This is a genomic window from Paraburkholderia sp. HP33-1, from assembly GCF_021390595.1.
Lineage (GTDB): Bacteria > Pseudomonadota > Gammaproteobacteria > Burkholderiales > Burkholderiaceae > Paraburkholderia.
Genome location: NZ_JAJEJR010000003.1, coordinates 250251 through 263599 on the forward strand (window position 1 = coordinate 250251; position 13349 = coordinate 263599).

General features: G+C 60.1%; 8 protein-coding genes and 1 pseudogene. 7 read left to right on the forward strand and 2 right to left on the reverse strand.

The features are described from left to right. Positions 1–27: 27 nt before the first annotated feature. Both L0U81_RS28245 and L0U81_RS28250 read left to right on the forward strand, forming a co-directional pair. Positions 28–1119 carry a porin gene (locus L0U81_RS28245; protein WP_233808423.1) on the forward strand — a complete coding sequence of 364 codons (1092 nt, stop codon included), beginning with the start codon at positions 28–30 and terminating at the stop codon, positions 1117–1119. A 552-nt stretch (positions 1120–1671) separates the two neighbouring features. Then, on the forward strand, positions 1672–2406 hold the full coding sequence (locus tag L0U81_RS28250; protein WP_233808426.1) for a haloacid dehalogenase type II: 735 nt from the start codon (positions 1672–1674) through the stop codon (positions 2404–2406). Here the strand turns inward: L0U81_RS28250 and L0U81_RS28255 are convergent. Beyond that, positions 2389–2988 (reverse strand): NUDIX domain-containing protein, encoded by a 600-nt coding sequence (locus L0U81_RS28255; protein ID WP_233808427.1) that lies wholly within the window; start codon positions 2986–2988, stop codon positions 2389–2391. The genes L0U81_RS28250 and L0U81_RS28255 overlap by 18 nt on opposite strands. A 31-nt stretch (positions 2989–3019) precedes the next feature. Here L0U81_RS28255 and L0U81_RS28260 point away from each other — a divergent pair. Then, positions 3020–3570, forward strand: a pseudogene (locus tag L0U81_RS28260) (DeoR/GlpR family DNA-binding transcription regulator). A 231-nt stretch (positions 3571–3801) separates the two neighbouring features. Here the strand turns inward: L0U81_RS28260 and L0U81_RS28265 are convergent. After that, complete coding sequence (locus L0U81_RS28265; protein ID WP_233808428.1) at positions 3802–6972, reverse strand: autotransporter family protein; 3171 nt, start codon at positions 6970–6972, stop codon at positions 3802–3804. Between the two features lie 634 nt (positions 6973–7606). On the opposite strand from L0U81_RS28265, the gene L0U81_RS28270 reads away from it, so the two are divergent. From L0U81_RS28270 to L0U81_RS28285, 4 genes are all read left to right on the forward strand, one after another. After that, positions 7607–8407: a transporter substrate-binding domain-containing protein gene (locus tag L0U81_RS28270; RefSeq protein ID WP_233808429.1), complete on the forward strand. Its 801-nt coding sequence runs from the start codon at positions 7607–7609 to the stop codon at positions 8405–8407. Between the two features lie 361 nt (positions 8408–8768). Continuing rightward, the gene (gene treA / locus L0U81_RS28275) at positions 8769–10445 is read left to right on the forward strand and encodes an alpha,alpha-trehalase TreA (RefSeq protein ID WP_233808430.1); all 1677 of its coding nucleotides are present in this window, start codon (positions 8769–8771) and stop codon (positions 10443–10445) included. Between the two features lie 551 nt (positions 10446–10996). After that, positions 10997–12832 (forward strand): S10 family serine carboxypeptidase-like protein, encoded by a 1836-nt coding sequence (locus L0U81_RS28280; protein ID WP_233808431.1) that lies wholly within the window; start codon positions 10997–10999, stop codon positions 12830–12832. Positions 12833–12883: 51 nt separating this feature from the next. Continuing rightward, complete coding sequence (locus L0U81_RS28285; RefSeq protein ID WP_233808432.1) at positions 12884–13279, forward strand: 2-oxoglutarate dehydrogenase; 396 nt, start codon at positions 12884–12886, stop codon at positions 13277–13279. Positions 13280–13349 lie beyond the last annotated feature (70 nt).

Below are 13349 nucleotides of genomic sequence, written 5' to 3' on the forward strand. Positions count from 1 at the left end.
CATTACAAAACTAATCTGGAGACTCAAATGCGGAAACGCTACCTTGCCGTACTCTTTGCAGTCCTTCCCATTGAAAGCACCTTTGCACAAAGCAACGTCACGCTGTACGGCCTGATTGACGCCGGCGTTTCGTACGTGTCGAATCAGGGTGGACATTCGGTTACCAAATTCGACGATGGCATCTACGCCCCGAATCTATTCGGGCTCTCGGGTAGCGAGGATCTGGGAGGCGGAACAAAAGCAATCTTCAAGCTCGAAAGCCAGTTTCAGGTTGGTACGGGTGCCCTGCTGCAGCAAGGCCTATTCGGCCGAAACGCCTACGTCGGACTCGAGAACGCCCGTTTCGGTACGGTGAGCCTCGGCAACATTTACGATTTCATGTTCACGTCGCTAACCGAGGCCGGCAATGCCCCGGGTTTTTTCTCCGGCGGCCTGTACAACTTTGCGGCCGGTCCGTTCCAGAAACTCAACCTTCCCCAAAACCCCACTGGATGGTTTGACTGGAGCAGAACCACCGGAATGGCGCTGTCGAATTCCATCAGATACCAATCGCCTGTATTCGCGGGCCTGTCCGCCGGTGCTCTATACGCGCCTGGTGGCGTCGCAGGCTCATTCGGATCGAACTCTGCGATGAGCTTTGGTTTGAACTACGTCGCGGGTCCGTTTGGCCTCGGAGCGGCGTACACGCAGAAGAAATATCCTGGATCGACCGGTGGTTCTCCGCAAATTCCCGTTTGGAACTGGGGCGTCGGGGCGCACTATGTTTTGGGCCCGGTCTACACCGTTGCTGATTTCGTGAGCGTACGCAATTCGTTTTCCGGCGCTGCGGCTTACGCTGGTCAAGTTGGCGCAAGCTGGCAGATCGCGCCCGCGTGGTCGTTGGGTGCGAGCTATATGTACATGAAGGGGAACGACGTTCTCGACAACAACCATGCGAACCAGTTTGGCGCAACGTTGAACTATTCGCTGTCGAAGAGAACGATGGTGTACGCTGAAGGCGTCTTCCAGCGCGCAAACTCAGGTGCACAGGCAGCAATCAACGGCATCATGGACCCAGCAGAATCGTCGAGCAGCGCGACACAAGCGATTGCCCGCGTCGGTCTGCATACTACCTTCTAACGCCTCGCGGTATTTCCCGATCCGTCCGGCAGCGGGGACGGATCGGTGCCGCTGGATAAGAGTCAAACGTCGCGTGAGCATGGCTGGTGTCATGCCGCGCGCGAATCTTGTCGAGAAGTGCACGTCACATAAGCGGCCACGCACAAAGGCCTTCTCGCTCTCGCCGAGTCTTCACCGCTTCAAACGAAGACCGCCTCGGCTTGTTCTTCAGTCTCGCCGTGTCAAGAGCGTTGTCCAACGGCAAATGAGCCTGAACGAAAGTTTTTCGCTCACGCTGCGCGCCACATCAGCGAGAAGGTTCGATGCATCGTGGGGTGTCAGTCGCTGGTTCGGAGCGCTTTTCGCGTCGAGCGCGAAGGTCGTGAACAATTCGTGATCGCTGAGATTGATCCGTTCGTGGCGACCCGTTTGCCGTCGCGGCGGTTCGCCACAATGGCGAGGTCCACGGTCGACATTGAGACTCCCCGTCCCTTTTTGGTGATCGATGACATCAACGCATGCTTTCTCTTCGCCTAAGATGGATTGCTCCCGTCACAACCACAGAGGAAGGTCATGGGCATTGACTCGACAAATCGAACCAGCATCAAGGCTTTCGTATTCGATATCTTCGGGACCGTGGTCGACTGGCGCAGCGGTGTCGCGCGCGAAGCGCGCCCGTTTCTGAATCGGCACGCGCCGGACCTCGACGCGTCCGAATTCGCTGACGCGTGGCGTCGCGAGTATTCGCCCGCGATGGAAGAAGTGCGTGGCGGACGCAGACCCTATGTGCGGCTCGACGTCCTGCACCGCGAAAACCTCGTCAAAGTGCTCGCGCATTTCGGCATCGCCAACGCTTCCGACCCGGAGATCGATGAGTTGAACCTCGCCTGGCATCGCCTGGACCCTTGGCCGGATGCCGTCGACGCTCTGCATCGACTGAAGCGGCGCTTCATCATTGCGCCGCTCTCGAATGGGAACATCCGCCTGATGGTGGACATCGCAAAGCGTGCCGGTCTGCCGTGGGATGCCATTCTCGGCGCGGAGGTCGTCCGCGCTTACAAGCCCTCGCCACGAGTCTATAGTGAAACGGCGGAGATCCTCGGCATCACGCCGTGCGAACTATGCCTCGTCGCCGCACATAACAACGATCTCGCCGCCGCGCGACGTGTCGGCCTGAGCACCGCGTTCGTGCTGCGGCCGACGGAGCATGGGCCCCATCAGACGAGCGATCTGAAGGCGAACGAGGCTTGGGACTTCGTCGTCGGCGACCTGCACGAACTCGCGACGCAATTAGGCTGCGCGCACTGAAGCGAGCCCGCGCAAAGCAACGTATTGCAGCAGCATGATCGTCTTGCCGTCGACAATGTCCCCTTCGTCGATCGCTCGCAACGCGGTTTGCAATGGCATTTCGATCACCTCGAGGTCCTCCCCTTCATCCTCGACGCCGCCGCCATCGTTCACCCGCATCGACGCGTCGTACTCGCCGACATAGAAATAGACCTTTTCGGTCACGGACCCAGGGCTCATGTAGGCCTCAAAAATCTTGTGGACCTGCCCCACTCGATAGCCCGTTTCCTCCTCGACTTCGAGCCGGATGCGATTTTCCGGCGAAGCGTTGTCGAGCAATCCGCCCGGCGCTTCGATCATCATGCCGTCGTGTCCATTCACGAACGCGGGCATGCGGAACTGTCGCGTGAGTATGACGTTACCGGTGCGCGGACTGTGCAGCAGGATCGTCGCGCCGTTGCCGCGATCGTAGGTCTCGCGGTTCTGGCGCTGCCATGTGCCGTCCCGGCGCAGGAAGTCGAACGTCACCTTCTTCAGCGTGTACCAGTCGTCCGATAGCAAGGTCGTACCGACGATGCGAACCCGGTCTTTCGTTGCGGTCATGGCGCCTCCTTTCGGCCATGGACAATGATTCATGGTATCGCGCAACGGCCAGGTGCTGGCCGGCGAACTGAGCGCGGCGTTTGGCATATCGGAAGACACAATTCGCCGCGATTTGCGCGAGCTGGCCGCGGAGGGACGGCTGCGGCGGGTTCACGGCGGCGCGTTGCCCGCGTCTGCCGCGCTCGCGTCCTTCGAGCTGCGTCAGGACATCGAAACGGTCGCCAAGCGGCGCATCGCGCGTCGCGCGGTCGAGCTGATCGAGCCGGGACAAACCGTGATCGTCGATGGCGGCACCAAGTCGGCGCCACTGGTCCAGAAACTGCCGTCCGATCTGCACGCGACCATCGTCACGCATAGTCCGAGCGTTGCCACCGCGCTTGCCGCGCATCCTTGTGTCGAGGTGATTCTGATTGGCGCGCAGCGGAGACGGTCGTGCTCGCTTCGTCATCGAAATTGAACGCCGCGTCGCGGTTCGTAATCGGCGATATCACGCTCGCGCAAACCATTGTGGTCGAGAAGAAGACCAGCGCGGAATTGACGAAGCCCATCGAAGCGGCGGGGGTGACTGTGGTGAGGGCGTAAGGAGTGTCATCCGGATAAATTGACCATTTAGATCGGTACGGGTCAACAGGATCAATTTGAGATGAGCGATTCTTTACAAATGTTCACCGTGATTGCGCCATTTTCTCTTTTGCATATTTCCGATGGCGACGGACCAGCAAAAATGCGGTGCAATGAAAACAACATGTACGGACCCGCCGCATGCGCTGGCGGCACAGGTCCGGCAACGCAATGCGACAGGTCACCTGATGGTTACCAGCTGTACCGGTAACCGGCATTGCCAGTTACACCGTGGGCAGTCTGTCCGCCGAGGCTATGGTTGTAGTCAATGGCGGCGTAAAACTCGCCCTGCCTGCCGAATGTCGCGGTGATGCCCAAACCAACTTCCATCCAGGTACGGGCAAAATTCACGTTGAACGGTGTCTCGCCGACAGTGGTCTGTCCCGGAGCCAGAAAGTCGTGCAGCACATTGGCAGTGAAATAGGGCCTCGCCTTGCTCGTGCCGCTCGCGTTCGCCATGTCATCCGTAATGATGCGAAATCCGATCCGGCCACGCAGGGCGTTGGTCACCGTTGATGAAATCGCGGAAACGTTGTCGTTGAACGCACCCAGATGCATGTACTGGTACATGAGTTGCGCTTGCGGTTCGAATGCGACCGGCAAGCTGGCGATCTGGAACGGCCTGCCGATTTCCTCAGAGACCGCGACGGAAAAACCATTCTGGCCCGGTGTATTGCCTCCGTTGTCGTTGTACCGGTTGTGATAATGCGAGACCTGCGCGACAGTGTCGGAATAGGCCCCATTCGCCAGATAGCGCGTGAAGTACCCACCGAGCGCCTGAACCTGCGTCTCTGCGGAGCCCGTCGCGGTGTCCAGTCCCGCCTGAGCGCGCGACATGTCAGAGAAGTTCATCGATGCGTTGCCGAAGGTGACGGTGATCCCTGCATGCGTGCTGCCGCCCGTCGAAGAAGCGCTTAGTGTCCAGTCCTTGCCGAACTGCGCGAAGACGCTCCGGTCATCAGCCGAGAAGCGGCTCAATGCGTCAGTCTCCGTACTCCAGGCGTAGATACGCCCCCACAATCCGTTGGTACTGGCATTCCCACCAGATGGGTGTACCGCGTCGGGCACATCGCCGACACGCTGGTCGAGGCGACCCAGCATTGCAAAGCCGTAGTTCACGTTGAGCTGCGGCGTCATGACGTAGCCCACCGTTGCCGGACGGTAAGCCACGGGTGCATCGGCGACAGGTGCCGCAGGACCATTCTCCCCGTCGTGCGAGTGGGGCGGATCGCTGTCGTCATCAGCCTGGGACGGCGGCGGGCTTTCGAGGGTCGAACGCAGATACCAGTTCCCGCTGGATGAATCTGCGCCCACGCCGCCCTTGTACAGGGTGTACTGGTACGCCCCCGCCTGGACCTCTCCGACCTGGCTGAACTGACCGTTTGATGCGCCGTCAACCTGGATGACCTTGATGCCGTCTCCCGTGGTCTGTGCGCCCAGGCCACCTGTGTTGGTTACCTGCACGCCGCTACTGCCGGAAGTCGAACCCGAGACATGCAACAGGTCGGTGAGTGACGACGAATCGCCCAGCTCGGTGTTCATTGCCAGCAGGCCACCATTGCCGACATAGTCGCCCGTTACGTTCAATGTGGTTCCGGCTGTCTGGCCGAACCGGATGGTGCCGCCATTGCCCATCCCGGCGACTGTCTGGCCAAACCCGTTCAGGTCCAGTACCGCGCCGCTATTGACGTTAAAGCTCGACGCAGGACTGAAAACGTCTGCCGCTCCCGCCTGGAGGGTACCCGCATCGACGCTGGTTGCACCCAGGTAGGTGCCTGCGCCCGTGAGGGTCAATGTCCCGCTGCCTGTCTTGGTTAGCGCACCAGGGCCGCTTAGGGGGGCATCAAACGCCGCGGCAAAGCCGTTCGTGTCGAATGTACCGCCACCGCCAGCCAGTACCGCGCTACCCGCATTGACCTGCGCTGGTGACAGGAACTGGACGGTTCCGCTGTCGAGTGTGAGAGAGGTCAGGTTCGACGGACCGGTCACGTTCCAGACCGAGCCGTTCTGCAGCGTGGCGTTGAGCGTCGAGGTCGGATCGGCATTCGTTGTACCGGTCAGGGTTGAGGCATCTGCAACGACATTCAGGACACCGTGGTCCACAGCTTCCAGGGCGTTCATTCCAGCCGTCACAGTCGAACTGGTCAGCGTGAGGTCCAGCGTCCCTTCGTCCACGAGCACCCCGTCACGCTGCGTCGACGTCAGCGTGCTATTGGTGATGTTCGCGATGGCCGGGGCGGTTGTGTCGAGGTAGGTCGCGTCGAGCGCATCCGAATCTGCGCCGCTTGCCGACAGTGTGCCATTCGTGAACGACAGGATGGCACCGCCCGCGAGATAGGCGGCCGGCGCGTCCGCGCCGCTGGTACCGACATCCAGTCCGCTCGCGATAATGGTCGGGGCATTCGTTCCGGGATCGCCGGACGTGGCGGGCATACCCGCTATCAGCAGGCCGGCAGCCTGATCCCCCGTTGTTCTGATGGAACCGCCCTCGATGCTGCCCTGTGCGCCAAAGAGCGATTCGGCGCCGAAACTTCCTGCGCCTGCCGTGCTGATGGTGACGTCGATTGCGTTCAGCGTCGCATTGTCCGATGCCAGCAGACCAGCCGAACTGGAGCCCAGCGTAGTCACCGAACTGTTCGATATCAGGGTGGTGTTGGAGGTTGAGCCGTCCCCAATGACACCCCGCGAACCAATCTGCACACCGGGAGAACTATTCCCGGTCGTGTTGATCGAGACTCCATCCAGAGTCATCAGGCCGCCCGCCTGATTGTAGGCGCCTGCGCTCGCAGCGCCGGAGGTCAAAACCACGGTACCACTTGCCGACAGATTGGCACCCGATCCGATGTTGTAAAGCCCATAGGCATCGTCTCCACTGGTCGTCACGCTGCCGCCGTGAATCGTCACGGTGCTGTCGTTATTGGCCTGAACGCCGGCTGCCCACTTGCCCCCTGTCCGCACCAAAGTGTTGTCAAGCGACAGAACTGCATTGCCTGCGAAAGCGAAGGCGCCGTTTGCCCCGTAGCCCGTCGTACCGATAACACTGTCAGTCAGCGAAACGTTTCCGCCGTCTGATGCATAGACTCCGTGCGCGCCTTGACCGGTAGTGAGCAACGTAACCTGTGATCCGCTTACGACACTGCGGTTCGTTACAACCAGTGCGTGCTGGTTTGCGCCCAATGTCGTGTAGGTCCCGGAAATGGCCTGTGTTGAACCATCCGAAATTTGCAGCGCCTGCGCATGGGCCAACGGGGAAATCAGCAGCGCGACGGCAATGGCAGCGCTGCGTAAGGGAAAAGGCACTTGCGCCGGACGCATAGCATGACTAAGCGACAGGCCCATTGATGGGTAATCTTTATTGCTCATTTCTTGTATATCTCTATTTACGATCTGGAAAACGGGAGCCTGGAATCATGACCAAGTCCGGCATTTTTTCGTTGTCCCCGGAGAGGAGAGTCACCGGGCAGGGCCGCGCGGAAAAATCGCGCCGCCCTACCCCGATTCTTCAGTTTTTGTTTCGAGACGCAATCAGACAATGCCGATTGTCATTTTCAGGACATCATGGGTGCTTCGTGCCATCGTTTGTCGGCCATCTATACAGCGCGCCTTCGCGAGCAACCGCCTGATCTCGCCGTATTCGCTGACGACCGCAGGAGTCGGCGTCAGCTACTTGCCCGCGCAGTAGTTCGCCGATTCCGTTCGGCAAGGCGAACTCACGCTACGGCATTCGCAGCCGGAACTGCCGCCGGTGCGGTACTGCGCGGTCTATCGCAGCGACGGGCCGCTTCGCGAGTCTCACGCGCGTGTTCCGCGATTTTTGAAGCCGGAGTTTCATCCGCGGCCCCCACTTCCGAACAAAGACAAAACGGGCGATTTTTGGAGTGCTAGGATGACGCGCGCAACCCGACGTGTTCTGCGAAACGACACTGCCGGGTTGCGCACACGATGGTGAAATCGTTGCGCTGTGTAGCCTGATACTCAATTACGAAGGAGACACCCAATGAAACTTTCGAACCTGCTTATAAGCGCGCTGGCGCTCTCTGCCTTCAGCTTCACCGCGGTCGCGGCCCATGCCGAAGATCTGCTCGACTCGGTCAAACAGGCCGGAGTCCTGAAGATCGGGCTCGAAGGCACCTATCCGCCGTTCGACTCGCGCAACAAGGACGGTGAGCTCGAAGGCTTCGACGTCGATGTCGCGAAGGCCGTGGCAGCCAGGCTCGGCGTGAAGCCGGTGTTCATTCCTACCGAGTGGAGCGGCATTATCGCGGCGTTGCAAAGCGGAAAATTCGACGTGATCATCAATCAGGTCACCATTACGCCGCAACGCAAGCAGATTCTCGCTTTCAGCCAGCCGTACACGTACTCGGCCGCGCAGCTGATCCAGCGCGCAGACGACAAGCGCGAGTTCAAGTCGCTGGACGAATTCAAGGGCGACAAGAAGATCGGCGTGACGCTCGGTACCAACTACGACCAGATGGCGCGCGCCGTGCCGGGCATCAACGTGCTGACTTATCCCGGCGCGCCCGAGAAGCTGCGCGATCTCGCCGCGAAGCGTATCGACGCGACGATCGACGACCGGCTGATGCTGCCGTATATCATCAAGAACTCGCAGTTGCCTCTGCGTACGGGCGCGGTGCTCAAAGGCGCCGATCAGGAAATGGGCATCCCGTTCCGCAAGGACAATCCCAAGTTCGCGAAAGCCCTCGACGATGCGCTGACCCAACTGAAGCAGGACGGCACGCTGAAGAAGATCTCGATCCATTGGTTCGGCACGGATGTGACGCAGCCTATTGCACAGTAATTTTTTCGTAGTTCTCGCGTACCTGCGCCGACTTTCCGAATCGCCGGCGCAGGTACGTCGCTTGCTCGACGAGCGGTTTCTTCCGCGCAATCGCTCGCTATCAACGCTTCCATTGCTTCGAATCACGAAGCACGCGCAAATCCGCCATTGCGCGCATCGTCCCCTTCGTTCATCACGTTCCGTGCGTCATGCTGAGTGCATACAGGATGTGCTGCGTCGCAGTTGCCTGCTGCTGCGAAAGCGTGCGATGCTTTCGGGGCCATTAAACCGGCCGTCTCGTGTCGGACTCGCATGCCGCCGGGAGACGGCATCGAATGGCATGCGAAGAGACCAGTGAAATGCCCACAACCTTGGAGGCATCATGAGCATTCCGTCACTGTCTCGCACCCCCGCCGTATCCAACCCGCATCGTTCCTCCAGCCCAGATCAGTACTTCATGCCGCCGTGGTCTCCGATCACGATCGGCATCGCATGCGTCGCCACGCTCGTCTTCGCGTCCGCAAGCTGTCTGGCCGATACCCAGGTGGGCGCCCCGCTGCCGCCTGCGCCCGATATTCTGTATGGCGATCTGTTCGTTGCCGTGCAAACCGCGCAGATCTTCAGCGACCAGAAGACGTTCGTCGACGCGACGCCGAACGGCAGCCCCGCCGCGATCGTGCAGTTGTACGAAACGCAGAAGAACCAGCCGGGCTTTTCGCTGCAGACCTTTGTCAACCAGTACTTCACGCCTCCACCCGATCAGAGCATCACGCCGCCGCCAAACCAGAGTCTGCGCGAGCACATCGACTGGCTGTGGTCCGGCCTCACGCGCACGACGACGAGCGTGCCCGACTACAGCTCGCTGATCCCGATGCCCAAACCATACGTCGTGCCCGGTGGCCGCTTTCGCGAAGGCTACTACTGGGATACCTATTTCACGATGCTCGGTCTGCAGGAATCCGGACGGGAAGATCTCGTCGACGACATGCTCGACAATTTCGCGTACATGATCGACACGTTCGGGCATATTCCGAACGGCAATCGCACGTACTATCTGAGCCGCTCGCAGCCGCCCTTCTATTCGTACATGGTCGAGCTTGCGGCGCAGAAGGAAGGCAATACGGTTTATCAGAAGTACCTGCCCGAGTTGCGCAAGGAGTACGCGTACTGGATGCAGGGTGCGACCAGCACGCCGCGCGGCGGCGCGACGCGCAATGTGGTCGTGCTCAACGACGGCACCGTGCTGAACCGCTACTGGGACGAACTGGACACGCCGCGCGACGAGTCCTATCTCGAGGATATACAGACAGCGAAGCAGGCAAGCGGCCGGCCTGCCAACCAGGTCTATCGCGATCTGCGCGCGACCGCTGAAAGCGGCTGGGATTTCAGCTCGCGCTGGTTCGGCGACAACCAGACGCTCGCCACGGTGCGAACGACATCGATCGTCCCTGTCGATCTGAACAGCCTGTTGTTCCATCTCGAGACGACGATCGCGCGCGGCTGCTCGGTGACACGCGACTTCGGCTGCGTCGCGCAGTTCATCGGCCACGCGGCGCGGCGCGCGGAAGGCATCAACCGCTATCTGTGGAATAGCAACGGCTACTACGGCGACTACGACTGGCAACTGCGCAAGGCACGGGACAACCAGACGCCGGCGATGCTGTATCCGTTGATGGCCGGTGTGGCGTGGCCCGAGCGCGCGTGGAAGACCGCGCAGACCGTGCAGAACGTGCTGCTCAAGCAAGGCGGCCTCGCGACGTCGATCTATGACACCACGCAGCAATGGGATGCACCGAACGGTTGGGCGCCGTTGCACTGGATCGCGATTCAGGGCCTCAAGCGCTATGGACGCGCGGACCTCGCGAAGCCGATCGGCACGCGCTTTCTCGCGGACGTGGAAAACGTCTACAAGACGCAGCAGAAGCTCGTCGAGAAGTACGTCGTAGAAGGTGCGGGAGAAGGCGGCGGAGGGGGTGGCGAGTACCCGTTGCAGGACGGCTTCGGCTGGACCAATGGCGTGACGTTGATGCTTCTCGATCTGTACGGAAATGGGCAGTGAGTCGCTGGATCGTGACGGAGGAACCGCCGGCTTTGCGCCGGCGGTTCGTTAAATTGAAATGCGGCGGTTACATTTTTAATTCTATTGAAAACGCATTTTTACCGGTTGAATTTACCATTTAATAATATTTTTCACGCGAAAATAATTCCGATCAACCTAACCACGAGAAATCGCAGTCGAGCGCTCGTATTCAATGCGACCTAGATAAATCAGGTCCGCACTTTTCTGCCCCCACGTTACCGCAAGCGCCCCAGTACTGCATCGCCACGCCCTAGTCTCGCCGGTGCGTCATCTCTATGCCGAATCGCATAATCGCCGCTTGATCCTTGACAAGACCTTATTTCGCATCCTATTTTCATTTTTGTCGTAATTATCGGAAAGATTCAATTTTTAAATTCCTCTTGAAATGTCGAGCCAAATCGACAGGGAATTCCTTTGGCCATTCAATAGAAAATTACGGAAAGCAAATAGAAATATCAATGCAGGTGTTTTGAATTAATGCATTGGGAAAAGCGGTCTTTGCGTAGCGGTATCACTCACCAGGGAACGTGATGAAACCAGACAGAAGGAATACTGACGATGGTCGCGTCCGTCGTCATGGCCGACTAGCCGCGCTATGCGCGACGACGCTCGGATTCGTCATCCTCTCGGGGTGCGGCGGCAGCGAAGGTGGTCCGTCGGCGTCTGCGGTACCGAGCAGCATGGCGCAGGTCGCCAATCAGGCGCAAGCTGCGTCCGCGCCTCAGACGCCGTCCGCGAATCAGCCCTACACCGATCTCACCTCCTATTCGACGAGCGCGGCGTCCGGCATCGCCGCATCGCTGGTCGCGGAGAAAGCGGCGATCATGCATTATCAATGGACGTCCGGCAGCACCACCGTCAACTACACGACGACCACCGGTCACCTGATCGCAATGGATCTGACCAGCGGCGCACCGGAAGCGACGATGTCCTACGTCGCCTACACGGCGCCGAGCACGAATGGCAAGCCGCGCCCGGTCACGTTCGTCTATAACGGCGGCCCGGGCTCTTCGTCGATCTGGCTGCGTCTCGGATCGTTCGCGCCGACCCGCGTCGCCACCACCGATCCGCTGCTGAACGGCACCAGCTGGCCGAACTTCCCGCTCGTGAACAACACCGAGAGCCTGATCGACACGACCGACCTCGTGTTCATCGATCCTCCAGGCACGGGCCTCTCGGAAGCGATCCTGCCGAACACGAACCAGACCTACTGGAGCACCGATGCGGACGCCAATATCATGCGCGACTTCATCGTCCGTTACCTGACGGTCAATTCGCGCAGCAGCTCGCCGATTTATCTGTACGGCGAATCGTACGGCACGCCTCGCACCGACATTCTCGCGCTCGCGCTTGAATCGGCCGGTGTGCATCTGACGGGGGTCACGCTGCAGTCTTCGATCCTGAACTACTTCGCCGATGCAATCGAGGCGGTGGCCATCACGGGTTCGACCGCTCAGCTCGCGCTCGAAACCGATACGCTCGCCGGCTACATGCCGGGCTATGCCGCGGTCGCGGCGTACTACAACCAGGTATCGCCAACGCCCGCGAATCAGGCGCTCTACGCGCTTCGTAGCGAGGTGTTCGTGTCTGCCAACTACAACCTGTTCAAGAATTATTCGTTGTACTGGACATTGAGCCAACTCGGCGCACCCACTTACGCGGGACCGCCGAACTTCCCGCCGACGTGGCTCGAGAAGGTCTGGGACGCCGAATCCGGGCTCACGTTGCAGGCGATGCAAGGCTACTTCAACATCAATCCGTTCAACATCACGCTGGTGCCGGGCTCGACGATTGGCCGCTACGACGGGCGCGTGTCGTTACCGAACTCGGATACGCGTCTGCAGAGCGATGGCGACCCGTCGGACATCCTGATCTCGCTGCCGTTCACCAATGCGTTGGCGACGCAGATGCCGGATTACCTCGGCTACACGGCGCCGAACGCGGCGTACCAGCCGCTGAACGACGCGATCATTCAGGTATGGGACTTCTCGCACGCTGGCCAGCCCTTGCCCGACACGATCCCCGATCTGCTTGGCGCGCTGAAGCTGAATCCGCAGCTGAAGGTACTGTCGGAAAACGGCTTTCACGATCTCGCCACGCCGTTCTTCAATACCGAGAAGCAGCTCGCGCGGCTAAAGACTGTTCAGGGTCTCAACCCGAATCTGCAGGTCAACTTCTTCCAGGGCGGACATATGATTTATCTGGATGACGTGGCGCGCCCGCAAATGAAGGCGGATCTCGCGGCCTTCTATGGCGGCGCACCGATAGCAGGCGCACTCACGCTCGCGACGCTGCCGCAGCCGTGGGCCGACGAAGCGCCAGCCGGTACGCCGACGAGCGAGGCGGTCGCCGCGGCCGCGCCCTGATTGATGGTGGTTTCGCTTCGCGCGAGACCCTCCGACTACTCTCTATGGCGAATGATCATGTCTTCAATCGATATCTTGCGACGTACGCTGGCGTCGATCGTCCTCGGTGTGGTCGTCGGCAGCGCTCACGCGCTGCCGCCCCAGCCGGTGGCGCCCGTCACGCTACCCAACGGCGGACACGGCGTGGACGGTCCGTTCTTTCCTCGTAACCGTGCTACCGCTGTCGCGCCGACAACCGGCTCGACGCTGCAGCAGCAGGCTCAGCAGCGTGTCGAGAACCGGCTGGGCGCGAACTCCGTGCTCAGCAACGGCTCGTCGATTACCAAGGCCCAGGCGCAAAGCAATGGGCTCGGCTATATCGCGAAGCATTTTGACGAGATCGATACCGCGCATTCGGGCCGTGTGACATTGAACGACGTCAGGCAGTATCTGCTGCAGCATCAGTAGTGATGGTCCATTAGCACGGCATGACGGCCGACGGTGCGTTGCGATCGTGCGACGTGCCGTCGGCCGTACC